This window comes from uncultured Streptococcus sp. (genome assembly GCF_963521865.1).
In the GTDB taxonomy this organism is placed as follows: domain Bacteria; phylum Bacillota; class Bacilli; order Lactobacillales; family Streptococcaceae; genus Streptococcus.
Genome location: NZ_CAUQWY010000027.1, coordinates 1 through 25,469, shown reverse-complemented (window position 1 = coordinate 25,469; position 25,469 = coordinate 1). Strand labels below are relative to the sequence as shown.

The 25,469-nt window shown below is 38.3% G+C and carries 22 protein-coding genes; 20 read left to right on the top strand and 2 right to left on the bottom strand.

Going from position 1 to position 25,469, the window contains the following annotated elements:
- The 6 genes from glgB to RWO85_RS07590 form a co-directional block, all read left to right on the top strand.
- Positions 1-1,230, top strand: a 1,230-nt coding sequence (gene glgB, locus RWO85_RS07615; protein WP_314415092.1) for a 1,4-alpha-glucan branching protein GlgB, incomplete at its 5' end; no start/stop codon positions are given.
- Positions 1,220-2,362: a glucose-1-phosphate adenylyltransferase gene (locus RWO85_RS07610; RefSeq protein WP_000787249.1), complete on the top strand. Its 1,143-nt coding sequence runs from the start codon at positions 1,220-1,222 to the stop codon at positions 2,360-2,362. The genes glgB and RWO85_RS07610, both read left to right, overlap by 11 nt.
- The gene (gene glgD, locus RWO85_RS07605) at positions 2,352-3,491 is read left to right on the top strand and encodes a glucose-1-phosphate adenylyltransferase subunit GlgD (RefSeq protein ID WP_314415090.1); all 1,140 of its coding nucleotides are present in this window, start codon (positions 2,352-2,354) and stop codon (positions 3,489-3,491) included. The genes RWO85_RS07610 and glgD overlap by 11 nt, the downstream gene beginning before the upstream one ends.
- Positions 3,488-4,921 carry a glycogen synthase GlgA gene (gene glgA / locus RWO85_RS07600; RefSeq protein ID WP_314415088.1) on the top strand — a complete coding sequence of 478 codons (1,434 nt, stop codon included), beginning with the start codon at positions 3,488-3,490 and terminating at the stop codon, positions 4,919-4,921. The genes glgD and glgA overlap by 4 nt, the downstream gene beginning before the upstream one ends.
- Before the next feature lie 58 nt (positions 4,922-4,979).
- Complete coding sequence (gene serB, locus RWO85_RS07595) at positions 4,980-5,624, top strand: phosphoserine phosphatase SerB (protein WP_314415087.1); 645 nt, start codon at positions 4,980-4,982, stop codon at positions 5,622-5,624.
- 8 nt (positions 5,625-5,632) lie between these two features.
- The gene (locus RWO85_RS07590; RefSeq protein ID WP_314415086.1) at positions 5,633-6,748 is read left to right on the top strand and encodes a glycerate kinase; all 1,116 of its coding nucleotides are present in this window, start codon (positions 5,633-5,635) and stop codon (positions 6,746-6,748) included.
- Here the strand turns inward: RWO85_RS07590 and RWO85_RS07585 are convergent.
- Positions 6,745-7,191, bottom strand: a complete 447-nt coding sequence (locus RWO85_RS07585; RefSeq protein ID WP_314415085.1) for a DUF1694 domain-containing protein — start codon at positions 7,189-7,191, stop codon at positions 6,745-6,747. The two genes, RWO85_RS07590 and RWO85_RS07585, sit on opposite strands and share 4 nt — an antisense overlap.
- A 163-nt stretch (positions 7,192-7,354) precedes the next feature.
- On the opposite strand from RWO85_RS07585, the gene eno reads away from it, so the two are divergent.
- The 6 genes from eno (at position 7,355) to RWO85_RS07555 (ending at position 14,169) form a co-directional block, all read left to right on the top strand.
- Positions 7,355-8,659: a surface-displayed alpha-enolase gene (gene eno, locus RWO85_RS07580; protein WP_000022813.1), complete on the top strand. Its 1,305-nt coding sequence runs from the start codon at positions 7,355-7,357 to the stop codon at positions 8,657-8,659.
- A 258-nt stretch (positions 8,660-8,917) separates the two neighbouring features.
- Complete coding sequence (locus tag RWO85_RS07575) at positions 8,918-10,177, top strand: UDP-N-acetylglucosamine 1-carboxyvinyltransferase (RefSeq protein WP_314415082.1); 1,260 nt, start codon at positions 8,918-8,920, stop codon at positions 10,175-10,177.
- A gap of 15 nt (positions 10,178-10,192) precedes the next feature.
- Complete coding sequence (locus RWO85_RS07570; protein ID WP_314415081.1) at positions 10,193-10,744, top strand: GNAT family N-acetyltransferase; 552 nt, start codon at positions 10,193-10,195, stop codon at positions 10,742-10,744.
- Positions 10,737-12,014 carry a CBS-HotDog domain-containing transcription factor SpxR gene (gene spxR / locus RWO85_RS07565; protein WP_314415079.1) on the top strand — a complete coding sequence of 426 codons (1,278 nt, stop codon included), beginning with the start codon at positions 10,737-10,739 and terminating at the stop codon, positions 12,012-12,014. The genes RWO85_RS07570 and spxR overlap by 8 nt, the downstream gene beginning before the upstream one ends.
- 15 nt (positions 12,015-12,029) lie before the next feature.
- A complete protein-coding gene (locus tag RWO85_RS07560; RefSeq protein WP_314415077.1) occupies positions 12,030-12,890 on the top strand; it encodes a methionyl aminopeptidase in 861 nt (286 codons plus the stop codon).
- 361 nt (positions 12,891-13,251) lie between these two features.
- Positions 13,252-14,169 (top strand): bifunctional riboflavin kinase/FAD synthetase, encoded by a 918-nt coding sequence (locus tag RWO85_RS07555; protein ID WP_314415076.1) that lies wholly within the window; start codon positions 13,252-13,254, stop codon positions 14,167-14,169.
- A gap of 87 nt (positions 14,170-14,256) precedes the next feature.
- Here the strand turns inward: RWO85_RS07555 and RWO85_RS07550 are convergent, their stop codons facing one another.
- Entirely contained in the window at positions 14,257-15,105 is an 849-nt protein-coding gene (locus RWO85_RS07550; protein WP_314415075.1) for a YitT family protein, read from the bottom strand.
- A gap of 141 nt (positions 15,106-15,246) precedes the next feature.
- Here RWO85_RS07550 and RWO85_RS07545 point away from each other — a divergent pair, with 141 nt between their 5' ends.
- From RWO85_RS07545 to RWO85_RS07510, 8 genes are all read left to right on the top strand, one after another.
- Complete coding sequence (locus tag RWO85_RS07545; protein ID WP_314415073.1) at positions 15,247-16,086, top strand: DegV family protein; 840 nt, start codon at positions 15,247-15,249, stop codon at positions 16,084-16,086.
- Positions 16,087-16,204: 118 nt separating this feature from the next.
- Complete coding sequence (locus tag RWO85_RS07540; RefSeq protein ID WP_001284637.1) at positions 16,205-16,480, top strand: HU family DNA-binding protein; 276 nt, start codon at positions 16,205-16,207, stop codon at positions 16,478-16,480.
- A 203-nt stretch (positions 16,481-16,683) separates the two neighbouring features.
- Positions 16,684-17,391 carry a thiol-disulfide oxidoreductase-associated membrane protein CcdA2 gene (gene ccdA2 / locus RWO85_RS07535; protein WP_102210824.1) on the top strand — a complete coding sequence of 236 codons (708 nt, stop codon included), beginning with the start codon at positions 16,684-16,686 and terminating at the stop codon, positions 17,389-17,391.
- A 10-nt stretch (positions 17,392-17,401) separates the two neighbouring features.
- Positions 17,402-17,968: a thiol-disulfide oxidoreductase-associated lipoprotein SdbB gene (gene sdbB, locus RWO85_RS07530; RefSeq protein ID WP_314415072.1), complete on the top strand. Its 567-nt coding sequence runs from the start codon at positions 17,402-17,404 to the stop codon at positions 17,966-17,968.
- Positions 17,969-18,089: 121 nt separating this feature from the next.
- Complete coding sequence (locus RWO85_RS07525) at positions 18,090-19,481, top strand: amino acid permease (RefSeq protein WP_314415070.1); 1,392 nt, start codon at positions 18,090-18,092, stop codon at positions 19,479-19,481.
- A 297-nt stretch (positions 19,482-19,778) separates the two neighbouring features.
- The gene (gene adcAII, locus RWO85_RS07520) at positions 19,779-20,696 is read left to right on the top strand and encodes a zinc-binding lipoprotein AdcAII (protein ID WP_314415068.1); all 918 of its coding nucleotides are present in this window, start codon (positions 19,779-19,781) and stop codon (positions 20,694-20,696) included.
- A gap of 7 nt (positions 20,697-20,703) precedes the next feature.
- A complete protein-coding gene (locus RWO85_RS07515; protein WP_314415066.1) occupies positions 20,704-23,772 on the top strand; it encodes a pneumococcal-type histidine triad protein in 3,069 nt (1,022 codons plus the stop codon).
- 292 nt (positions 23,773-24,064) lie between these two features.
- The coding region (locus tag RWO85_RS07510; RefSeq protein ID WP_314415064.1) for a pneumococcal-type histidine triad protein at positions 24,065-25,469 on the top strand (1,405 nt) is incomplete at its 3' end.

Here is a 25,469-nt window from a genome sequence, read left to right as displayed (position 1 = left end):
GACTGGGTACCTGGTCACTTTACTATCAATGATGATGCCTTGGCCTATTATGATGGGACGCCTACTTTTGAATACCAAGACCATAATAAGGCTCATAACTACGGTTGGGGAGCACTCAATTTTGACCTTGGAAAAAATGAAGTCCAGTCTTTCTTGATTTCTAGTATTAAGTTTTGGATTGACTTTTACCATTTGGACGGTATTCGAGTGGATGCGGTTAGCAACATGCTCTATCTTGACTACGATGACGCTCCATGGACACCTAATAAAGATGGTGGTAATCTCAACTATGAAGGATATTATTTCTTAAAACGTTTGAATGATGTCATTAAACAAGCTCATCCAGATGTTATGATGATAGCTGAGGAAAGTTCATCAGCTACTCAGATTACTGACACCAAGGATTCAGATGGTCTTGGCTTTGATTATAAATGGAATATGGGTTGGATGAATGATATCCTCCGATTCTACGAAGAAGATCCGATTTATCGTAAATACGACTTTAACCTGGTGACTTTCAGCTTTATGTATGTCTTCAAGGAGAATTATCTCCTACCATTCTCGCATGATGAAGTGGTTCATGGCAAGAAGAGTATGATGCACAAGATGTGGGGAGATCGCTACAATCAATTCGCAGGCTTGCGTAATCTTTACACCTACCAAATTTGTCACCCAGGTAAAAAATTGCTCTTCATGGGTAGTGAATATGGGCAATTCCTAGAATGGAAATCTGAAGAACAGTTGGAATGGTCTAATCTAGAAGATCCAATGAATGCTAAGATGAAGTATTTCACTTCTCAGCTAAACCAGTTTTACAAAGACCACCGCTGTTTGTGGGAAATTGATACTAGCTATGATGGTATTGAAATCATTGATGCGGATAATCGAGACCAGAGTGTTCTGTCCTTCATCCGTAAGGGTAAAAAGGGCGACATGTTAGTCTGTGTCTTTAATATGGCACCTGTTGAACGAAAAGATTTTACAATCGGACTTCCTGTTGCAGGTATTTATCAGGAAGTATGGAATACTGAGTTAGAAGAGTGGGGAGGTGTCTGGAAAGAACACAATCAAACTGTTCAAACGCAAGAAGGACTATGGAAGGATTATGAGCAGACCTTGACTTTTACCTTACCTGCTATGGGAGCTAGTGTATGGAAAATCAAGCGTCGCTTGAAATCTGATAAAACTGTCACAAGTAAAAACCAAAAAGGAGTAGAAAATGAAGAATGAAATGTTAGCTTTGATACTTGCTGGTGGGCAAGGAACTCGTCTCGGTAAACTTACTCAAAGCATCGCAAAACCAGCTGTGCAATTTGGTGGGCGCTACCGTATCATTGACTTTGCTCTCTCAAACTGTGCCAACTCAGGCATTCACAATGTTGGAGTTATCACACAGTACCAACCACTTGCTCTCAACAATCATATCGGGAATGGTTCAAGCTGGGGACTAGATGGTATCAATTCTGGTGTCTCTATTCTTCAACCTTATTCTGCAAGTGAAGGAAATCGTTGGTTTGAAGGAACTAGTCACGCTATTTATCAAAATATCGACTACATCGATAGTGTCAATCCTGAGTATGTTTTGATTCTTTCGGGTGACCATATCTATAAGATGGACTACGATGCTATGCTCCAGTCTCACAAGGATAATAATGCCAGCCTGACAGTAGCTGTTCTTGATGTTCCTCTTAAAGAAGCTAGCCGTTTTGGTATCATGAATACAGATGCTAACAATCGTATTGTAGAATTTGAAGAGAAACCAGCCCAACCTAAATCTACCAAAGCCTCTATGGGGATTTATATTTTTGATTGGCAACGTCTCCGCAATATGTTAGTCGCTGCTGAAAAGAGCAATGTCGATATGTCAGACTTCGGTAAAAATGTCATTCCAAATTACCTTGAGTCAGGTGAAAGTGTCTATGCTTACGAATTTAATGGTTATTGGAAAGACGTTGGTACTATTGAGTCGCTTTGGGAAGCGAACATGGAGTACATTTCTCCAGAAAATGCCTTGGACAGCCGTAACCGTCAATGGAAGATTTACTCAAGAAACTTAATTTCACCACCAAACTTCCTTGGGGCCAATGCTCATGTGGAAGATTCCTTGGTTGTAGACGGATGTTTTGTTGATGGAACGGTTAAACACTCTATCCTTTCAACAGGGGCGCAAGTTCGCGAAGGAGCAGAAGTAGTAGATTCAGTTATCATGAGTGGAGCCATTATTGGACACGGAGCTAAAATCAAACGTGCCATTATTGGTGAAGGTGCAGTTATTTCTGATGGTGTCGAAATTGATGGAACAGAAGAAGTACAAGTTGTAGGATATAATGAAGTAGTGGGGGTAGCAACAGATGAAGATTGATAAATATTCTGCCATTTTAGGAAACACAGTTGGTTTTCATGATATGTCAACATTGACAGACCACCGTCCAGTAGCTAGTTTGCCATTTGGCGGTAAATATCGTTTGATTGACTTCCCGCTCTCAAGTCTTGCCAATGCTGGTGTTCGCAGTGTTTTTGGTATTTTTCAGCAGGATAATATTAGTTCTGTTTTTGACCATATCCGTTCAGGGCGTGAGTGGGGCTTGTCAACTCTTCTTAGTCACTATTATCTAGGAATTTATAATACACGCGTTGAGAGTAGCACAGTAGGAAAAGAATACTACCAACAGTTGCTCACCTATTTAAAACGCTCTGGGTCAAACCAAACAGTATCACTTAACTGTGATGTCTTAATTAATATTGATTTGAACCAAGTATTCCACCTTCATAACACAACGAAGGGACCTATTACAGTTGTTTATAAGAAACTTCCTAAGAAAGATATTTCAGAAGTGAACGCAATCTTGGAAGTAGATGAAACAGACCATGTTCGTTCTCACACGCTATTTGATAGAAAATCAACAGAAGAAATATTCAATATGTCTACAGATATTTTTGTTGTTGATACACCTTGGTTGATTGAACGTTTGGAAGAAGAGGCTAAAAAAGACCATCCAGAGAAATTGCGCTATGTTTTACGTGATTTAGCTGCTAAAGAAGGAGCTTTTGCCTACGAGTATACAGGCTACCTTGCAAATATTCATTCTGTAGAGTCTTATTACCAAGCTAATAAAGATATGCTTGAATCGCAAAAATTCTACTCTCTTTTCTCACCAAACCAAAAGATTTATACAAAGGTTAAGAACGAAGAACCAACTTATTATGCCAATACATCTAAGGTAAGTACTTCTCAATTTGCGTCTGGTAGTATCATTGAAGGTCAAGTGACTAATTCTGTTCTATCACGTAATATTCATGTACATAAGGATAGCTTGGTTAAAGATAGTCTACTCTTCCCTCGTGTTGTTATTGGAGAAGGTGCTCAGGTCGAATATGCTATCTTGGACAAGGGTGTGGAAGTTGCGGATGGCGTTGTGATTCGAGGCACTGCAGAACATCCAGTCGTCGTTAAGAAAGGTGCTAAAGTAACAGAGGATATTCATTCATGAAAATTTTATTTGTAGCAGCTGAGGGTGCACCCTTTTCAAAAACAGGTGGTTTGGGAGACGTCATTGGCGCTCTTCCTAAATCACTAGTAAAAGCGGGACATGAAGTTGCAGTGATTCTCCCCTACTATGACATGGTAGAGGCTAAATTTGGAAACCAGATTGAAGATGTTCTTCATTTTGAGGTGAGCGTTGGCTGGCGCAAACAGTACTGTGGAATTAAGAAAACAGTATTAAATGGTGTAACCTTCTACTTTATTGACAATCAATATTATTTTTTCCGTGGTCATGTTTACGGTGATTTTGATGACGGAGAACGCTTTGCTTTCTTCCAACTTGCTGCCATTGAGGCAATGGAAAGGATTGACTTTATCCCTGATCTTCTCCATGTTCATGACTATCATACAGCTATGATTCCGTTCTTGTTAAAGGAAAAATATCGTTGGATTCAAGCCTATGAGGGCATTAAAACTGTTTTAACCATTCATAATTTGGAATTCCAAGGACAATTTTCAGAAGGAATGTTATGGGATTTGTTTGGAGTTGGCTTTGAGCGTTATGCTGATGGCACCCTTCGATGGAACAACTGTCTGAACTGGATGAAAGCAGGTATTCTCTATGCGGATCGTGTTTCAACCGTTTCGCCTAGCTATGCTCATGAAATTATGACTAGTCAGTTTGGATGTAACTTGGATCAGATTCTTCGAATGGAGTCTGGTAAGGTATCTGGTATCGTGAATGGGATTGATGCTGACCTGTATAATCCTCAGACGGATGCCCTTTTAGACTATCATTTTAATCAGGAAGATTTGTCTGGGAAAGCCCAAAACAAGGCAAAATTACAAGAGAGAGTTGGCTTGCCAGTTAGATCTGACGTTCCGCTGGTGGGAATTGTTTCTCGTTTGACACGTCAAAAAGGTTTTGATGTGGTGGTGGAAAGTCTGCACCATATCTTGCAAGAAGATGTTCAGATTGTTCTTTTGGGAACTGGCGATCCAGCCTTTGAAGGAGCTTTCTCATGGTTTGCTCAAATATACCCAGACAAGTTATCAGCAAATATCACTTTTGATGTCAAACTAGCTCAAGAAATCTATGCTGCTTGTGACCTCTTCCTCATGCCGAGTCGTTTTGAACCGTGTGGCTTGTCTCAAATGATGGCTATGCGTTATGGAACCTTGCCATTGGTCCATGAAGTTGGTGGCTTGCGAGATACCGTTCGCTCTTTCAATCCAATCGAAGGAAGCGGTACAGGTTTTAGCTTTGACAATCTATCTCCTTACTGGTTAAATTGGACTTTCCAAACAGCTTTGGACTTGTATAGAAACCATCCTGACGTTTGGAGAAATCTACAAAAACAAGCTATGGAGTGTGATTTCTCATGGGATACAGCCTGCAAGTCATACCTTGACTTGTACCATAGTTTAGTTAATTAATAGATAAAATCGTATGATGACTTCATACGATTTTTAGGCTGTTTAGAGAGGAGAACTGATGTCTCAAGTAAAAGGTTTGTGTGTTATGGATGTTGATGGAACCTTAATCTTAGAAGAAGTGATTGATTTGTTGGGTAGAGAGGCAGGTTGTGAGGAGGAAATTTCGCAGATTACAAGTCAGGCAATGAGAGGAGAGATAGACTTTGAAAGCAGTTTAAGAAAAAGAGTGTCCTTGTTGGAAGGCCTTTCTATTTCGGTCTTTGATAAAGTCTTCAACTCTATTCATCTATCTCCAAATGCCCAAGAATTCATCTCAATTCTCCAAAAGAAAGGCATTTTAGTTGGTCTGGTGTCTGGTGGATTTATACCAATAGTTGCGAGATTAGCAAAATCCCTCGACATTGCCTATTTCTCTGCTAATCAACTTGAAGTCAAAGATGGTCTTCTAACAGGAAAATTAGTTGGACAAATTATCAGTTCCCAGGTTAAAAAAGGGACTCTAGAACAATGGAGAAAGGAACTGCAACTTCCTAGAGAAAGAACGGTTGCAATCGGTGATGGAGCCAATGATTTATTAATGTTGAAGTCTGCGGGGCTAGGAATCGCCTTTTGTGCCAAAGAAGTGCTCAAAAAAGAAATACCGAATCATGTTGATAAGAGGGATTTTTTAGAAGTGCTTCCTTTGATTGACTGTTTAGAATGAGGGAAAACATGAAGATTGTAATTGCACCAGATTCGTTTAAGGAAAGCTTGACAGCTGAAGAGGTGGCTGAAGCTATTAAAAGAGGTTTCCAACAATCGATAGCAGATGTAGAATGTCTCCTCTGCCCTGTTGGTGATGGTGGCGAAGGTACAGTAGATGCTATTCGGCATTCTATTGACCTTGAAGAAAAATGGATTCAAGTTACAGGACCTTTTGGACAAAAAGAAGCCATGCGCTATTTTCAAAAAAGTCAACTGGTGCTATTTGAAGTTGCCGACTTGATTGGCCTTGGAAAAATTCCGCTAGAGAAACGAAATCCACTGCAAATCCAAACTTGTGGTATTGGAGAGTTGATTCGTCATCTCATTGCTCAAGGGATTAAAGAAATCTATATCGGTGTTGGTGGCACGGCCAGTAATGACGGAGGAATTGGGATCGCTGCTGGTTTAGGTTATCGATTTTATGATAGGGATGGAAATGTCTTGCCTGCATGCGGTCAATCCTTACTAAACTTAGCTTCTGTTTCAACAGAAAATTGCTATGAAATTCCTGAAGATGTTCAAATTCGTATTTTAGCAGATGTCGTGAGTCCCTTATGTGGTTCTCAAGGTGCGACTTACACTTTTGGAAAACAAAAAGGCCTAGATCCTAATGTGTTTGCAGTCGTAGATCAGGCAATACAAGATTTTTATGAAAAAATTTCACCTGCGACATTGGAAATTAAAGGAGCAGGAGCTGGTGGAGGCATTGCTGCTGGTTTGTGTACCTTTGCTCAGGCAAATATCGTGTCGGGAATTGATACCTGCTTGAACCTAATCAACTTTGATAAGAAAGTTGCAGATGCTGATTTGGTTGTTGTAGGCGAAGGAAGGCTAGATCGTCAAAGCTTATCAGGTAAAGCGCCTATAGGTGTTGCAAAAAGAACCCCTGTCGGAGTTCCTGTCATTGCTATTTGTGGTAGTATTGCTGAGGATTTCCCTTTCCTACCATTTGAGAATATCCAAGCGGCTTTTTCAATTTTGGAGAAAAATGAACCTCTAGAAGATAGTTTGAAAAATGCCAGTCTCTATTTGGAGCACACGGCTGCCAATATAGGGCATTTATTAAATATGCGCAAGATTTAGCCAAACCATTTCTTCCAGATGGATGTTTTGACTGGTTCTTCCTTTTTAACTTCCCAAAGTTTTGCAAAAGCAAGTCGAAGGTTCTTCTCTTCTACTTGAACTGGTGCATTGCTATGGATAATCAGGCCAAAAGGAGAAGAAGTATGCTCTTCAGATACAATGGTAGCTTGACTATCAGTTTCTTTAGCTTCTTTTAAGTAGAAAACTTGTTTGTCAAATTCGATAGTTGGTGAAATCTTCACAAATAATGGCTCTGCTTTTTCCTGAAGGTTTTCTAAAATAGATAAAAAACCTTTTTCTAGCTGAGGACTATTTGCTGTGTCAATATCTGCATATCCAAGAACTCTTTCCTCAAAAGTACCCAGATAGCGTCTTTGCTCATCAGGATTTAATTTTGGCCCACCATGAGCTTTTTCAAGTAATTGTTTTGATAAATCTGTCATGAAAACAGTATATCATAAAAGTTAGAATAAAACAGACAAAAGAAAGCGATTACTTTATAAAGTTAAGGAAAATTTGCACAAAGATAACGTTTTTTCTTGAAAAAGGAGGGGTTTTAAGGTATTATAGAGGTGTAAAAAATTTAACTCATAAGGAGAGTAAAAAATGTCAATTATTACTGATGTTTACGCTCGCGAAGTCCTAGACTCACGCGGTAACCCAACACTTGAAGTAGAAGTTTACACTGAATCAGGTGCTTTCGGACGTGGTATGGTTCCATCAGGAGCTTCTACTGGTGAACACGAAGCAGTAGAACTTCGCGACGGTGACAAATCTCGTTACGGTGGTCTTGGAACTCAAAAAGCTGTTGACAACGTAAACAACATCATTGCTGAAGCAATCATCGGCTACGATGTTCGTGACCAACAAGCTATCGACCGTGCAATGATCGCTCTTGACGGTACTCCTAACAAAGGTAAATTGGGAGCAAACGCAATCCTTGGTGTGTCTATCGCTGTAGCTCGTGCTGCTGCTGACTACCTTGAAATCCCACTTTACAGCTACCTTGGTGGATTCAACACTAAAGTTCTTCCAACTCCAATGATGAACATCATCAACGGTGGTTCTCACTCTGATGCTCCAATCGCTTTCCAAGAGTTCATGATCTTGCCAGTTGGTGCGCCAACATTCAAAGAAGCTCTTCGTTACGGTGCTGAAATCTTCCACGCTCTTAAGAAAATCCTTAAATCACGTGGTTTGGAAACTGCCGTAGGTGACGAAGGTGGATTCGCTCCTCGTTTCGAAGGAACTGAAGACGGTGTTGAAACTATCCTTGCTGCGATCGAAGCTGCTGGATATGTTCCAGGTAAAGACGTATTTATCGGATTTGACTGTGCTTCATCAGAATTCTACGATAAAGAACGTAAAGTTTACGACTACACTAAATTTGAAGGTGAAGGCGCTGCTGTTCGTACATCTGCAGAACAAATCGACTACCTTGAAGAATTGGTTAACAAATACCCCATCATTACTATCGAAGATGGTATGGATGAAAACGACTGGGATGGTTGGAAAGCTCTTACTGAACGTCTTGGTAAGAAAGTACAACTTGTTGGTGACGACTTCTTCGTAACAAACACTGACTACCTTGCACGTGGTATCCAAGAAGGTGCTGCTAACTCAATCCTTATCAAAGTTAACCAAATCGGTACTCTTACTGAAACTTTTGAAGCTATCGAAATGGCTAAAGAAGCTGGTTACACTGCAGTTGTATCACACCGTTCAGGTGAAACTGAAGATTCAACAATCGCTGACATCGCAGTTGCAACTAACGCAGGACAAATCAAGACTGGTTCACTTTCACGTACAGACCGTATCGCTAAATACAACCAATTGCTTCGCATCGAAGACCAACTTGGTGAAGTAGCAGAATACCGTGGATTGAAATCATTCTATAACTTGAAAAAATAAAATAGTTCAGTGAACTATTTTATCCCGAACCTTGAAATTCAAAAGTTCGGCCGTTGGTTTAACAACGTTTTAAGTCCCTCGGATTTTATCCGAAGGGCTATTTTTCTGTTCAGGGGGCATAACTTTTTAAGAAAGCTCAGCTACCAACAAATACGATTCAGCTAATATAATTGAAAATGATGGAAAAAAGGGTGAATTTATGATATACTTTAACGTAGGACCTTTTTAGAAATTTTGAAAGAGTATTAAAAATTTAAAATGAGAAAAATTGTTATCAATGGTGGCTTGCCCCTGCAAGGTGAGATTACCATTAGTGGCGCAAAAAATAGTGTAGTAGCTTTAATTCCAGCTATTATTTTGGCAGACGATATTGTGACTTTGGATTGTGTACCAGATATCTCTGATGTTGCTAGTCTTGTCGAAATCATGGAGTTAATGGGTGCTACCGTTAATCGTTATGACGATGTGTTAGAGATTGATCCAAGAGGTGTTCAAAATATTCCAATGCCTTATGGGAAAATCAATAGTCTTCGTGCATCTTATTATTTTTATGGAAGTCTTTTAGGTCGCTTTGGTGAAGCCACTGTTGGTTTACCTGGTGGATGTGATTTGGGACCGCGTCCTATCGACCTACATCTAAAGGCTTTTGAAGCTATGGGTGCCACTGTTAGCTACGAGGGAGATAACATGAAGTTATCTGCTAAAGATACAGGACTCCATGGCGCCAGTATTTACATGGATACAGTTAGTGTGGGAGCAACGATTAATACGATGATTGCTGCGGTTAAAGCAAATGGGCGTACCATTATTGAAAATGCAGCCCGTGAACCTGAGATTATTGATGTTGCTACCCTCTTGAATAATATGGGTGCCCATATCCGTGGTGCTGGAACCAATATTATCATTATTGATGGTGTTGAAAACTTACACGGAACGCATCATCAGGTAATTCCAGACCGTATTGAAGCTGGAACATATATATCTTTAGCTGCTGCAGTGGGTAAGGGGATTCGTATAAATAATGTTCTTTACGAACACCTAGAAGGATTCATCGCTAAGTTGGAAGAGATGGGAGTGAGAATGACTGTATCTGAAGACAGTATTTTTGTAGAAGAACAGTCTAATTTGAAAGCAATCAATATTAAGACAGCTCCTTACCCAGGCTTCGCTACTGACTTGCAACAACCGATTACCCCTTTGTTGCTAACAGCTAATGGTCGTGGTACAATTGTTGATACGATTTATGAAAAACGTGTAAACCATGTTTTTGAATTAGCTAAGATGGACGCAGATATATCAACAACAAATGGTCATATTTTATATACAGGTGGTCGTGGTTTGAGTGGGGCAAGTGTTAAAGCGACTGACTTAAGAGCTGGTGCAGCTTTAGTTATTGCTGGTTTGATGGCCGAGGGACAAACTGAAATTACCAATATAGAGTTTATCTTACGTGGTTATTCTGATATTATCGAAAAATTACGTAATCTAGGAGCGGATATTACACTTGTTGAGGATTAAACCGTAGAGGTGTTTATGAATATTTGGACCAAATTAGCAATGTTTTCTTTTTTTGAAACGGATCGCTTGTATTTGCGTCCTTTCTTTTTTAGTGATAGTCAGGACTTTCATGAGATAGCTTCGAATCCAGAAAATCTTCAATTTATTTTCCCAACTCAGGCAAGTCTGGAAGAGAGTCAATATGCATTAGCGAATTATTTTATGAAGTCCCCTTTGGGAGTGTGGGCAATTTGTGACCAGAAAAATCAACAAATGATTGGTTCTATTAAATTTGAGAAGTTAGATGAAATCAAAAAAGAAGCAGAGCTTGGCTATTTTTTGAGAAAAGATGTTTGGTCAAAAGGATTTATGACAGAAGTTGTAAAAAAACTTTGCCAACTTTCTTTTGAAGAATTTGACTTAAAACAATTATCCATTATAACCCATCTTGAAAATGAAGCTAGCCAAAAGGTTGCTCTTAAGTCTGGATTTAGTTTGTTTCGTCAGTTTAAGGGAAGTGATCGCTACACAAGAAAAATGCGGGATTATCTTGAATTTCGGTATGTAAAAGGAGAATTCAATGAGTAAGCATCAGGAAATTCTAAGTTATTTGGAGGAATTACCAGTAGGTAAAAGGGTCAGTGTTCGTAGTATTTCCAATCATCTGGGAGTCAGTGATGGAACGGCCTATCGTGCTATCAAGGAAGCTGAAAATCGTGGAATTGTAGAGACTCGTCCCCGTAGTGGAACAATTCGCGTTAAATCACAGAAAGTTGCTATCGAAAGATTAACATTTGCAGAAATTGCAGAAGTAACTTCTTCTGAGGTTCTGGCTGGGCAAGAAGGTTTAGAGAGAGAATTTAGTAAGTTCTCAATCGGTGCCATGACTGAGCAAAATATTTTATCTTATCTTCATGATGGGGGACTCTTGATTGTCGGAGACCGAACCCGTATTCAGTTGTTAGCCTTGGAAAATGAAAATGCAGTTCTAGTTACAGGTGGATTTCAGATTCATGATGATGTCCTTAAACTGGCCAATCAAAAAGGGATTCCTGTTCTAAGAAGTAAGCATGATACCTTTACCGTTGCGACCATGATCAATAAAGCCTTGTCAAATGTTCAAATCAAGACAGATATTTTGACAGTTGAGAAGCTTTATCGTCCAAGTCATGAATATGGTTTTCTGAGAGAGACTGACACAGTCAAAGATTATCTAGACTTGGTACGTAAGAGTCGAAGCAGTCGTTTTCCAGTTATTAATCAACATCAGGTTGTTGTTGGAGTTGTAACCATGAGAGATGCGGGCGATAAATCACCAAGTACTACAATTGATAAGGTCATGTCTCGTAGTTTATTTTTGGTTGGATTATCGACAAATATTGCCAATGTGAGTCAACGGATGATTGCTGAAGACTTTGAAATGGTACCAGTTGTTCGAAGCAATCAAACTTTGCTTGGCGTTGTAACTAGACGAGATGTCATGGAGAAGATGAGCCGTTCTCAAGTTTCTGCTTTACCAACTTTTTCTGAGCAGATTGGACAAAAGCTTTCTTATCACCATGATGAAGTAGTCATTACAGTGGAACCCTTTATGCTAGAAAAAAATGGTGTTTTGGCTAATGGTGTATTGGCTGAAATTTTGACTCACATGACCCAAGATTTAGTTGTGAATAGTGGTCGCAATCTCATTATCGAGCAGATGTTAATCTACTTTTTGCAGGCTGTTCAGATAGATGATATATTGCGCATTCAAGCACGCATTATCCACCATACTAGACGATCAGCTATTATTGATTATGATATTTATCATGGTCATCAGATTGTTTCAAAAGCAAATGTAACCGTTAAAATTAATTAGAAACTAGGAGAAAAAATGATAACATTAAAATCAGCTCGTGAAATCGAAGCTATGGACAAGGCTGGTGATTTTCTAGCAAGTATTCATATCGGCTTACGTGATTTGATTAAGCCTGGCCTAGATATGTGGGAAGTTGAAGAATACGTTCGCCGTCGTTGTAAGGAAGAAAACTTCCTTCCGCTTCAGATTGGGGTTGACGGTGCCATGATGGACTATCCTTATGCTACTTGCTGCTCTCTTAATGATGAAGTAGCTCATGCTTTCCCTCGTCACTATATCTTGAAAGATGGTGATTTGCTCAAGGTTGACATGGTTTTGGGAGGTCCTATTGCTAAATCTGACCTGAATGTCTCAAGATTAAACTTCAACAATGTGGAGCAAATGAAAAAATACACTCAGAGTTACTCTGGTGGTCTAGCAGACTCTTGTTGGGCTTATGCTGTTGGTACACCGTCCGAAGAAGTGAAAAACTTGATGGATGTCACCAAAGAAGCTATGTACAAGGGAATCGAGCAAGCTGTTGTTGGAAATCGCATTGGTGATATCGGTGCAGCCATTCAAGAATACGCTGAAAGTCGTGGTTACGGTGTAGTGCGTGATTTGGTTGGTCATGGTGTTGGCCCAACTATGCACGAAGAACCAATGGTTCCTAACTATGGTATTGCTGGTCGTGGGCTTCGTCTCCGTGAAGGAATGGTCTTGACTATTGAACCGATGATCAATACAGGTGACTGGGAAATTGATACAGATATGAAGACCGGTTGGGCGCATAAGACCATTGATGGTGGCCTATCTTGTCAATATGAACACCAATTTGTCATTACGAAAGATGGACCTGTTATCTTGACTAGTCAAGGCGAAGAAGGAACTTATTAATAAACAGTGAAAAGGCTACTGGAAGTTTATTTTGATAAAAAATCCAGTAGATCTTTTTATAATAAAACACAATGTATCAAGTTTTAACTAGCTGATATGATGTGTTTTTCTGATTTTAAGATTCTTATCTCAATTTCTTGTTCTGTATTACGATTTCATACTCAATGAAAATCAAAGAGCAAACTAGGAAGCTAGCCGCAAGCTGTACTTGAGTACGGTAAGGAGACGCTGACGTGGTTTGAAGAGATTTTCGAAGAGTATCAAAAATAAAATTCTTCTAAAATGATACACTTCAGGTTAAAAAAATAGCATTTCAGATTTTCTGGTTCAGAAATAGCTATCACTATGATATAATTATTTTATGATTATTACTATTCCTATAAAAAACCAAAAAGATATTGGCACACCATCTGATTCAGTCGTGGTTCTCGGCTATTTTGATGGTATACATAAGGGGCATCAAGAATTATTTCGTGTTGCCAATAAGGCTGCGAGAAAGGATTTATTGCCTATCGTCGTTATGACCTTTAATGAATCTCCAAAGATTGCTTTAGAGTCTTATCATCCTGACCTATTTTTGCATATTTTGAATCCTGCTGAACGTGAGAGAAAATTAAAGCGTGAAGGTGTAGAAGAATTATATCTCCTTGATTTTAGTAGTCAATTTGCTAGTCTTACGGCAGAAGAATTTTTTGCGACTTATATCAAGGCTATGAATGCCAAAATTATTGTTGCAGGTTTTGATTATACATTTGGCTCTGACAAAAAAAATGCAGAAGATTTAAAGGATTACTTTGATGGAGAAGTTATCATTGTTCCACCTGTAGAAGATGAGAAAGGAAAGATTAGTTCAACACGTATCCGTCAAGCTATTTTAGACGGAAATGTGAAAGAAGCAGGAGAACTTTTGGGGGCACCGCTTCCATCAAGAGGCATGGTGGTTCATGGTAATGCTCGTGGTCGTACGATTGGTTATCCGACAGCTAATTTGGTGCTTTTAGACCGTACTTATATGCCAGCAGATGGTGTTTATGTCGTTGATGTTGAGATTCAAAGGCAGAAGTATCGTGCTATGGCTAGTGTCGGGAAAAATGAAACCTTTGATGGAGAAGAAGCACGTTTTGAAGTCAATATTTTTGATTTTAATCAAGATATTTATGGCGAGACCGTCATGGTTTATTGGCTTGACCGCATTCGCGATATGACAAAATTTGATTCTGTTGACCAATTAGTGGATCAGTTAAAGGCTGATGAAGAAGTCGCTCGGAATTGGTCTTAAGAGCCTAAATAAATAAAAAAGAGGTTGTCTGTGACCTGAAAGATAGATGATTTAGTCTAACTTCTGAGGTCACTACACTACCTCTTTTTATTCTTTTTCAAAGGTGAATCCTTCTCCAAGGATTTCGTGGGCTTCTGTAATAGTGATAAATGCTTGAGGATCGATTCGATGAATCATTTCCTTCATTTTAACAATTTCATTTCTTCCGACAATACAGTAGATGATTTTCAAATCTTTTTGACTATAGTAGCCTTGCCCTGAGATAAAAGTAACACCTCTTCCTAGGTCATCATTAATAGCCTTAGCAAGTTGGTCAGGACGTTTGGTAATAATCATAAATCCTTTACCTGCGTATCCTCCTTCCCCAATCAAATCAATCACTCGGGATACAATGAAAGTAAAGAGCAGAGTGTAAGTAACCAATCTTAAATCCTTAAAAATAAGGAGAATGAGCATGAGAATACAAAAATCTAAGATAAAAAGCAGTTTCCCCATAGACAAATGAGTGTATTTGTTGAGGATACGAGCTAGAATATCAGTTCCACCCGTTGTGCCTCCAGCATTAAAGATAATTCCAAGACCAATCCCTAACAGAATTCCAGCGATGAGGGAAGTGATTAGTAAATCACCTTGAAGATCAATATGAAGGGGAATACGCTCAAAAAAAGCTAGCCAGGCAGATAAAGCCAAAGTTCCGAGCAAACTAGAGTAGAGAGATTTTGCTCCAAATATTTTCCAAGCTAGGATGAATAGAGGAAGATTAATCAGCAGATTCATGAGGGAAACAGGAATTTCAAAAAGATAAAAGGTAATAAGAGTAATGCCTGTAGCCCCTCCTTCGAAGAGATGATGGGGAACTACAAAATAGGTTAGACCAAAAGCATAAATGCCAGCACCTAGTAAAATAGTTAAAATGGGATAGATTTTTTTAATCATAGGACACCTCTTTTCTTATAAGTTGATTATATCAAATTTTTAAGGAAAATTTGATTGACTCCATTAGGATTTTTAATCTTTTTTTGATATAATTAAAAGTAAGAAAACCAATCTGAATCCTAAAATAGAAAGATTGATACTATGACAAAAATTAAGATTGTTACCGATTCATCTGTTACTATTGAGCCAGAATTAGTAAAGCAATTAGATATCACGGTAGTGCCTCTATCTGTAATGATTGATAATGTTGTTTATTCGGATGCTGATTTAAAAGAAGAAGGTAAATTTCTTCAGTTGATGCAAGAAGCTAAGAATCTTCCAAAAACAAGTCAACCACCTGTAGGTGTTTTCGCTGAAGTTTTTGAAGACTTGTGCAAGGATGGCAGTCAGATTCTTGCTATTCATATGTCCCATGCCCTTTCAGGTACTGTAGAAGCAGCGCGCCAAGGTGCTAGTTTATCTACTGCTGACGTAACAGTTATTGACAGTTCCTTCACTGACCAAGCCTTGAAATTCCAAGTTGTCGAAGCTGCTAAATTAGCACAAGAAGGCAAAGATATGGAGGAAATTTTATCTCATGTAGAAGAAGTAAAAAATCATACGGAGCTTTATATTGGCGTTTCTACTCTAGAAAATCTAGTAAAAGGTGGACGAATTGGCCGTGTAACTGGATTGTTGAGCTCACTTCTCAATATACGTGTTGTCATGCAGATGAAGGACCATGAATTGCAACCAATGGTTAAAGGGCGTGGAGCTAAAACTTTTAAAAAATGGTTGGATGAGTTGATAGCATTGCTCTCTGACCGTTCTGTAGTAGAGATTGGAATTTCATATTCTGGCAGTTCTGATTGGGCAAAAGAGATGAAAGACAATTTGCAAGCTTATGTTGAAAAGCCAATTTCAGTATTGGAGACAGGTTCTATTATTCAAACTCACACGGGTGAGAACGCTTGGGCTATTTTAGTTCGTTACAATTCCTAAAAAACTCCTAAAAAAATAAAGAAAATGCGAATAAATAGCGTTTTTAACTTGACCTAGAAGGGATTTTAGGTTATGATTATAGTTGTTAATTAGAAATTAATTTGGAGGAATCATTAACATGGCAAACAAACAAGATTTGATCGCTAAAGTAGCAGAAGCTACAGAATTGACTAAGAAAGACTCAGCAGCAGCAGTTGAAGCTGTATTCGCAGCAGTAGCTGACTACCTTGCAGCTGGTGAAAAAGTTCAATTGATCGGTTTTGGTAACTTTGAAGTTCGTGAGCGTGCTGCACGTAAAGGTCGCAACCCACAAACAGGTAAAGAAATCACAATTGCAGCTTCTAAAGTTCCAGCATTCAAAGCTGGTAAAGCTCTTAAAGACGCTGTTAAATAATCAGCCTTTAAAAAGCTTATTGTATCAAGCTTTCTAGCTTGGTCGATAGGCTTTTTTTGTGTATAGGGGGCAAAATCTGAATTAGCTGGTGACAGAAAAGATCTTTTAAATACAGGCTGATTTAATTTGCGTAGCAGAAATCATACAAATAAACTTGATTATAGTACAATAGGATATGAATTATTAAGAAAGTTGGTTCTTTATTGGAAACGATAGTATTTTCAATCTCCGTTTTTTTAGCAGGGGTCTTGTCTTTCTTTTCCCCTTGTATTTTTCCTCTGTTACCAGTTTATACTGGAATTTTGCTGGATGATCAGGAAAGCGCAAAAAGTTTTTCTTTGTTTGGGAGAAAGGTTCTCTGGTCAGGTTTGATTCGAACACTTTGCTTTATCGCAGGTATCTCTCTCATTTTCTTTATTCTAGGCTTTGGTGCAGGTTACTTTGGTAATATTCTCTATGCAAATTGGTTTCGATATGTTATGGGAACAATTATTATCATTTTGGGACTTCACCAGATGGAAATTTTTCATTTTAAGAAATTAGAGGTTCAAAAAAGCTTTACCTTTAAAAAATCAGATTCTAATCGTAATTGGTCAGCTTTTTTACTTGGTATTACCTTTAGCTTTGGTTGGACGCCTTGTATTGGTCCAGTTTTAAGTTCTGTTTTAGCGCTTGCGGCTTCTGGAGGCAATGGCGCCTGGCAAGGAGCTATCTATACTCTTATTTACACTCTGGGGATGGCCATTCCTTTCTTGGTCTTGGCTCTAGCTTCTGGTGTAGTGATGCCTTATTTTAGTAAAATCAAACGTCATATGATGTTACTGAAGAAAATTGGTGGTTTCCTTATTATTTTAATGGGAATTTTGTTACTATTAGGACAAGTAAATGTTCTAGCTGGAATTTTTGAATAAAGGAGAACAAATGAAAAAAGTAATGTTTGCTGGCTTAAGCCTCTTGTCATTAGCCGTATTGATGGCCTGTGGCGAGAAAGAAACTAAACAGACTCAAGCACCACAACAAGCCCCAAAACAACAGCAACAAACGTCCGTACAACAAATTGCTGTTGGAAAAGATGCTCCAGACTTCACCTTGCAATCCATGGATGGTAAAGAAGTTAAGTTATCTGATTATAAGGGTAAAAAAGTCTACTTAAAGTTTTGGGCTTCATGGTGTGGTCCATGTAAAAAAAGTATGCCTGAGTTGATGGAATTAGCTGCAAAACCAGATCGCGATTTTGAAATTCTTAGTGTCATTGCACCAGGAATTCAAGGTGAAAAAACTGTCGAGCAATTCCCACAATGGTTCCAAGATCAAGGTTATAAGGATATCCCAGTTCTCTATGATACCAAAGCAACTACCTTCCAAGCTTATCAAATTCGAAGCATTCCTACAGAATACCTGATTGATAGTCAAGGAAAGATTGGAAAGATTCAATTTGGTGTTATCAGTAATGCGGATGCAGAAGCAGCCTTTAAAGAAATGAACTAGAATAGATAAAAATCTGATTACAATATGTAGTCAGATTTTTTTAGAAAATTATTTTATAAATATTCACAAATTTCTTATATTTATGGTAAAATAGAATCATCATTTTATTTTGGAGTGAAAGATGAATATATTTAGAACAAAGAATGTAAGTTTGGATAAAACGGAGATGCACAGGCATTTGAAGTTATGGGATTTGATTTTGCTGGGTATCGGAGCCATGGTGGGGACAGGCGTCTTTACAATTACAGGTACTGCAGCTGCAACACTTGCTGGTCCAGCGCTAGTGATTTCAATTGTTATTTCTGCCTTATGTGTGGGATTATCAGCCCTTTTTTTTGCAGAATTCGCTTCACGAGTACCTGCTACAGGTGGTGCTTACAGTTATCTATATGCTATTTTAGGAGAATTTCCAGCTTGGTTGGCTGGCTGGTTAACCATGATGGAGTTCATGACAGCCATATCTGGTGTGGCTTCGGGTTGGGCAGCTTATTTTAAAGGCTTGCTCTCTCAATACGGGATAGCCCTTCCTCAGACCTTAAATGGTACCTTTAATCCTCAAGCAGGGACGTTTGTTGATTTATTACCTATTCTTGTATTGGCATTAGTGACATCGCTTGTTTTACTCAATGCTAAAGCAGCTTTACGCTTTAATTCAATTTTGGTTATTCTGAAATTCTCGGCTTTAGCTCTCTTTGTTTTAGTAGGAATTTGGCATATCAAACTTGATAATTGGAGCAATTTTGCTCCTTATGGTTTTGGACAAATCTATGGAGCTAGTACTGGTATTATGGCTGGTGCCTCCTTAATGTTCTTCGGATTTTTAGGCTTCGAATCCATCTCTATGGCTGTAGATGAAGTCAAGACTCCTCAAAAAAATATTCCTAGAGGAATTGTCTTATCGCTTTCTATCGTAACCATTCTTTATGCCTTGGTAACGCTTGTCTTGACTGGTGTGGTTCACTATAGTCATCTAAATGTCGACGATGCCGTTGCCTTTGCTCTTCGTAGCGTTGGGATTGGTTGGGCAGCTAACTATGTGTCATTAGTGGCTATCTTGACCTTGATTACGGTTTGTATCTCAATGACTTATGCCCTATCGCGTATGATTTATAGTTTAGCACGTGACGGCTTAATGCCTGCTGTATTTAAAGAACTAACAAAGACAAGTAAGGTGCCAAAAAATGCTACTATCTTGACAGGTCTAGCTTCAGCAGTAGCAGCAGGAATGTTCCCACTTGCTAGTATCGCAGCCTTATTAAATATTTGTACCCTAGCCTACTTGATTATGCTAGCTTACGGCCTGATTCGCTTACGGAGAGAAAAGGGGATGCCCAAAGCTGGAGAATTTAAAACACCATTGGTACCCTTATTACCAATTTTATCAATCATTATTTGTCTATCATTTATGTTGCAGTATAATATGGAAACCTGGATTGCTTTCCTCGTTGCTTTGTTGATAGGAAGTCTCATTTACTTTACTTATGGTTATAAGCATTCTACCATAGAAGAATAATACTCTTCGAAAATCAAATTCAAACCACGTCAGCTTCGCCTTGCCGTATATATGTGACTGACTTCGTCAGTCTTATCTACAACCTCAAAACAGTGTTTTGAGCAACCTACGGCTAGCTTCCTAATTTGCTCTTTGATTTTCATTTAGTATATAAAGTGAGAATCTGTTGAGTTGTTGAAATTCAGCAGATTTTTATATGTGAAAGAAATTTTCAAATTTTTTCTAAAAATAGCTTGACAGATTAAATTTTTAGGAGTAGAATGTTTACCAGTTAATTAAATAGTTAAGGGGTTATCCATGAAAAAACAAAGTTTATTTTTAGTATTGTTAAGTGTCTTTCTTTTGTGTTTAGGGGGTTGTGGCCAAAAGGAAAGTCAGACTGGGAAAGGGATGAAAATTGTAACCAGTTTTTACCCTGTCTATGCTATGGTCAAGGAAGTATCTGGAGATTTGAATAATGTTCGAATGATTCAGTCAAGTAGTGGGATTCACTCCTTTGAACCTTCAGCGAATGACATTGCAGCCATCTATGATGCAGATGTCTTTGTTTATCATTCTCATACGCTCGAATCTTGGGCAGGAAGTCTGGATCCAAATCTAAAAAAATCTAAAGTTAAGGTTTTAGAGGCTTCAGAGGGAATGACTTTAGACCGCGTCCCAGGGCTAGAAGATGTGGAAGCAGGTGATGGAGTTGATGAAAAAACGCTCTATGACCCTCACACTTGGCTAGATCCTGAAAAAGCTGGCGAAGAAGCCCAGATTATCGCTGACAAACTTTCAGAGATTGACAGTGAGCATAAAGAAACTTATCAGAAAAATGCGCAAGCCTTTATCAAAAAAGCTCAAGAATTGACTAAGAAATTCCAGCCTAAATTTGAAAAAGCGACTCAAAAAACATTTGTAACACAGCATACAGCCTTTTCTTATCTAGCGAAGAGATTTGGACTTAATCAACTTGGTATTGCAGGTATCTCTCCAGAACAAGAACCAAGTCCAAGACAACTGACAGAAATTCAGGAATTTGTTAAAACCTATAAGGTTAAAACGATTTTTACAGAAAGTAACGCTTCTTCTAAAGTAGCTGAAACTCTTGTCAAATCAACAGGTGTGGGTCTTAAAACTCTAAATCCTTTAGAGGCAGACCCACAAAATGACAAGACTTACCTAGAAAACCTTGAAGAAAATATGAGTGTTCTAGCAGAAGAATTAAAGTGAGAAAAGAATGAAAATCAATAAAAAATATGTAGCAGGTTCAGTGGCAGTTCTTGCCCTAAGTGTTTGTTCTTATGAGCTTGGACGGTATCAAGCTGGTCAAGTTAAGAAAGATTCTAATCGAGTTGCTTATATAGACGGTGATCAGGCTGGTCAAAAGGCAGAAAATTTGACACCAGACGAAATCAGTAAGAGAGAGGGAATCAACGCAGAACAAATCGTCATCAAGATTACGGATCAAGGTTATGTGACCTCTCATGGAGACCATTATCACTACTATAATGGAAAAGTTCCTTATGACGCTATCATCAGTGAAGAACTCCTCATGAAAGATCCGAATTATCAGTTGAAGGATTCAGACATTGTCAATGAAATCAAGGGTGGCTATGTGATTAAGGTAGACGGGAAATACTATGTTTACCTTAAGGATGCGGCTCATGCAGACAATATTCGGACAAAAGAAGAGATTAAACGTCAGAAGCAGGAACATAGTCATAATCATAATGCAAGCACAGATAATGCTGTTGCTGCAGCCAGAGCGCAGGGACGCTATACAACGGATGATGGTTATATCTTTAATGCATCTGATATCATAGAAGATACAGGTGATGCCTATATCGTACCTCATGGCAATCATTTCCACTATATTCCTAAGAGTGATTTGTCTGCCAGTGAATTAGCTGCCGCTCAAGCCTTCTTATCTGGAAAAGGCGGTCAATTAAGTACCGTTGAATACCGTTCAAGCAGGGGAGAAACAAGATCTAGTGTGAGAACGAGTCAATCTGAGACTCCTCAAGATTCTGCAACAACTCCTGAGAGTCAAAATGAGGACTTGGATAGTCTCCTTCAAGAATTGTACGCTTTGCCACTTAGCCAACGTCATGTAGAGTCTGATGGATTAGTATTTGACCCAGCACAGATTACAAAACGTACTGCCAATGGTGTGGCAGTGCCTCACGGGGATCATTTCCATTTCATTCCTTATTCACAAATGTCTGCTTTGGAAGAAAAATTGGCTCGAAATCTGCCAATTGGAGGTCAGTCTGTTCAAAGTCATTCTGACAATACGAAACCAAGCAGTACAGATAAAACAAGTTCAACCATTAAACCAAACTTTAATCTCAATACGCAGGCACCAAATCGAGGAACTGGAGGCGCTTATACAACGGATGATGGGTATGTCTTTAGTCCGACAGATGTGATTGAAGATACAGGTGACGCTTTTGTTGTACCGCATGGCAATCATTTCCACTACATACCTAAGAGTGATTTGTCTGCAGGAGAATTGGCTGCCGCCCAAGCTTATTGGAATGGGAAACAGGGCTCACATTCTGCTACAAGTTCAAGTAAACCAAGTAGTGACAGTTCAAATCCAGCCCAACCAAGTTTGACAGAGACTCCAAATCTGACTGTTACTCCAACTTATCATCAAAATCAAGGGGAAGACATTTCAACACTTTTAAGTGAATTGTATGCCAAACCTTTATCAGAACGACATGTAGAATCTGATGGACTCATCTTTGATCCGGCACAAATCATCAAACGTACTGCAAATGGTGTCGCAGTGCCTCACGGAGACCATTATCACTTTATCCCTTATTCACAAATGTCTGATTTAGAGCAGAAGATTGCTAGAATAATTCCGTTAAAAGGTCAAAATGGATTAAATCAAATTGGTACAGATATTAAACCTTTAGTATCAAAAGAAGTAGTTCATAAGTTCTTAGGACAACTAATCAAAGCTTACGGAAAAGGTTTAGATGGTAAACCTTATGATACGAGTGATGGATACGTATTTACCAAAGATTCCATCGATTCTGTTGATAAATCAGGTGTTATTGCTAAACACGGAGATCATTTCCATTATATGGGGTATGGTGAATTAGAACAATTCGAATTGGATGAGGTTGCTAAATGGATTCAAGAAACTGGTAAAAATCCAGACGATATCGTTTCTTCAGTTCACTCAGATGAGAAGGAAAGACCAAAGTTTGATTATAAAAAAGTAACTAATAAGATTTCTAGAAATAGTAAAATTGGTTATATAATCAATGAAGGTGGTAAAGATTATTTTTATTCACGTGAAGAACTCGATCTTACTCAAATAGCTTTTTCTGAGCAGGAACTAATGCTGAAAGATAAAGATAATTATCGTTATGATATTGTAGAAACAGAAATTAAACCAAGATTAGCTGTTGATGTATCTAGCTTGCCTATGCATGCAGCCAATACTACATATGATACTGGAACTTCCTTCATTATTCCGCATATCGACCACATTCACGTCGTACCTTATTCTTGGTTAAATAGTGAGCAAATAGCAACTATAAAATATGTAATGCAACATCCTGATGTGCGTCCTGAAGTTTGGTCAAAACCAGGTCATGATGATGCTGGATCTGTTATTGCTAATGTAACTCCTCTTGAAAAACGTCCTGGAATGCAGAATTGGCAAATTATCCATTCTGCGGAAGAAGTTCAGAAAGCACTTAAAGAAGGCAAGTTTGCAACTCCTGATGGATATATTTTTGATCCTCAGGATGTATTGGCAAAGGGAACTTATATTTGGGCAGATAAATCTTTCAGTATTCCAAAAGCTAGTGGTGATTCATTGAGAAGTATCAATCAGTCTGATTTATCAGAGAAAGAGTGGAAACAAGCTCAAGAGTTGATAGCTAAAAGAAATGAAGAAAAAGAAACAACAAATGCTGCTTCTAATTCAAATCTAGTTTCGATAGATAATAAAACAGAAACAAAGAAAGAAGAAGCTGATTCAGGTAAAGTTGATGAAAAACCAAAGGATAGCACACCTCAAAATGAGGCAGATACGCATATCAATAATCCTTCAGTTGAAAAAGATAAACCTAAAGCAGAAGAAAATAAAGAAGATGATTACGATGATATACCAGATTATGGATTAGATAAGGCCACTTTAAAAGATCATATAAATAAAATATCACAAATTGCTCAAATTGATTCTAAATACCTTATTTTTTCTTCAGAAGGTGTTCAATTTTATAATAAGAATGGGGATTTAGTAACCTATGATATTAAAACTCTTAAGCAAATTAAACCTTAGAATATTTTGACTAATGATAATCTAGTTGAAAGGATATTGTTCTATTATTTGGATAGAATAATGTCCTTTTATTTATTGATAGTATAGATGAAATTTCTTGTCTAAAAAACTAAGAAAGGAGTTTTAAAGTAATAATTTTATTATCTTTCACTAAAAAACTTGACAGATAAGCTTAAAAGAGGTAGAATGTTTACTAGTTAATTAAATGGTTAAATAACTGGTTTAGAAAAAACTGTTTAACCGAGAAAAAAAGTTATGAAATAGCTTTAAAACTTATTGAAATGAGGAAATTATGAAATTAAGTAAAAAATATATAGTAGCTGGCTCAGCTGTTATCGTATCCTTGAGTCTTTGTGCTTATGCGCTGAATCAGCATCGCTCACAAGAAAATAAGGACAATAATCGGGTCTCTTATGTAGCTGGCAGCCAGTCCAGTCAGAAAACTGAAAACTTGACGCCAAATCAGGTTAGTCAAAAAGAAGGAATTCAGGCTGAGCAAATTGTAATTAAAATTACAGATCAGGGCTATGTGACGTCACACGGTGATCATTATCATTACTACAATGGGAAAGTTCCTTATGATGCTCTCTTTAGTGAAGAACTCTTGATGAAAGATCCAAACTACCAACTTAAGGATGGAGATATTGTCAATGAAGTCAAGGGTGGTTATATCATCAAGGTAGATGGAAAATATTATGTCTACCTAAAAGATGCAGCTCATGCTGATAATGTTCGAACAAAAGATGAAATCAATCGCCAAAAACAAGAACATGGTAAAGACGAGAAAGAACCTAGCGCAGAAGTATCAGTAGCTAAGTTACAGGGACGTTATACTACTGATGATGGTTATGTCTTTAATGCTTCTGATATCATTAAAGACACAGGTGATGGTTATATAGTACCACATGGTGGTCACTATCATTTCATTCCTAAGAGTGACTTGTCGGCAGGTGAATTAGCAGCCGCAAAAGCATATTTATCAGGGAATACTACAGCTCTCAGTCAACCTTTATCAGTGACACCGAATAATAGTGTTACTGCAGCAGATGATGGTTATGTCTTTAACCCTAATGACATTGTCAGAGATACAGGTGATGCTTATATAGTAAGACATGGGGACCACTATCATTATATTCCTAAGTCATCTCTTAACAATCCCCCATCACACTCTAACACGGAAGAGGTAGGAAGTTCTTCTAGTTCTGTATTAAGTAATCCGTCACCACATGTCCACCATGAGGACGAAGATGATCATGGTTTTGATGCTAATCGAATTATCAGTGAAGATTCAGAAGGTTTTGTCATGACTCATGGCGACCACAATCATTACTTCTTTAAGAAGGATTTGACAGCAGACCAAATTAAGGCAGCTCAGGATCACTTGAAAGGTGCAAATACGACAACACCAAGTGTAGCTCATGATGATCATGATGAAGAAGATCATGACCACCATCATGGTGATGAACATGATCATGGTTTTGATGCAGATAGAGTCATCAGTGAAGATGCGGCAGGTTTTGTCATGTCACATGGTGACCACCATCATTACTTCTTCAAGAAGGATTTGACACCAGAACAAATCAAGGCAGCACAAGATCATTTGAGAGGTAAAACGCCAGTAACACCAAGTCCAGCACATGATGATGACGATGATGATCATGATGAAGATGCACATGGTCATCACCATGACGAACATG

Coding starts and splice junctions, on each gene's coding strand:
- adcAII (WP_314415068.1), top strand. CDS start 19,779: ATGAAAAAACAAAGTTTATTTTTAGTATTGTTAAGTGTCTTTCTTTTG.
- serB (WP_314415087.1), top strand. CDS start 4,980: ATGTCTCAAGTAAAAGGTTTGTGTGTTATGGATGTTGATGGAACCTTA.
- RWO85_RS07590 (WP_314415086.1), top strand. CDS start 5,633: ATGAAGATTGTAATTGCACCAGATTCGTTTAAGGAAAGCTTGACAGCT.
- spxR (WP_314415079.1), top strand. CDS start 10,737: ATGAGTAAGCATCAGGAAATTCTAAGTTATTTGGAGGAATTACCAGTA.
- glgD (WP_314415090.1), top strand. CDS start 2,352: ATGAAGATTGATAAATATTCTGCCATTTTAGGAAACACAGTTGGTTTT.
- RWO85_RS07585 (WP_314415085.1), bottom strand. CDS start 7,191: ATGACAGATTTATCAAAACAATTACTTGAAAAAGCTCATGGTGGGCCA.
- RWO85_RS07550 (WP_314415075.1), bottom strand. CDS start 15,105: ATGATTAAAAAAATCTATCCCATTTTAACTATTTTACTAGGTGCTGGC.
- sdbB (WP_314415072.1), top strand. CDS start 17,402: ATGAAAAAAGTAATGTTTGCTGGCTTAAGCCTCTTGTCATTAGCCGTA.
- RWO85_RS07560 (WP_314415077.1), top strand. CDS start 12,030: ATGATAACATTAAAATCAGCTCGTGAAATCGAAGCTATGGACAAGGCT.
- RWO85_RS07575 (WP_314415082.1), top strand. CDS start 8,918: ATGAGAAAAATTGTTATCAATGGTGGCTTGCCCCTGCAAGGTGAGATT.
- RWO85_RS07545 (WP_314415073.1), top strand. CDS start 15,247: ATGACAAAAATTAAGATTGTTACCGATTCATCTGTTACTATTGAGCCA.
- RWO85_RS07610 (WP_000787249.1), top strand. CDS start 1,220: ATGAAGAATGAAATGTTAGCTTTGATACTTGCTGGTGGGCAAGGAACT.
- eno (WP_000022813.1), top strand. CDS start 7,355: ATGTCAATTATTACTGATGTTTACGCTCGCGAAGTCCTAGACTCACGC.
- RWO85_RS07540 (WP_001284637.1), top strand. CDS start 16,205: ATGGCAAACAAACAAGATTTGATCGCTAAAGTAGCAGAAGCTACAGAA.
- RWO85_RS07555 (WP_314415076.1), top strand. CDS start 13,252: ATGATTATTACTATTCCTATAAAAAACCAAAAAGATATTGGCACACCA.
- RWO85_RS07525 (WP_314415070.1), top strand. CDS start 18,090: ATGAATATATTTAGAACAAAGAATGTAAGTTTGGATAAAACGGAGATG.
- RWO85_RS07570 (WP_314415081.1), top strand. CDS start 10,193: ATGAATATTTGGACCAAATTAGCAATGTTTTCTTTTTTTGAAACGGAT.
- RWO85_RS07515 (WP_314415066.1), top strand. CDS start 20,704: ATGAAAATCAATAAAAAATATGTAGCAGGTTCAGTGGCAGTTCTTGCC.
- glgA (WP_314415088.1), top strand. CDS start 3,488: ATGAAAATTTTATTTGTAGCAGCTGAGGGTGCACCCTTTTCAAAAACA.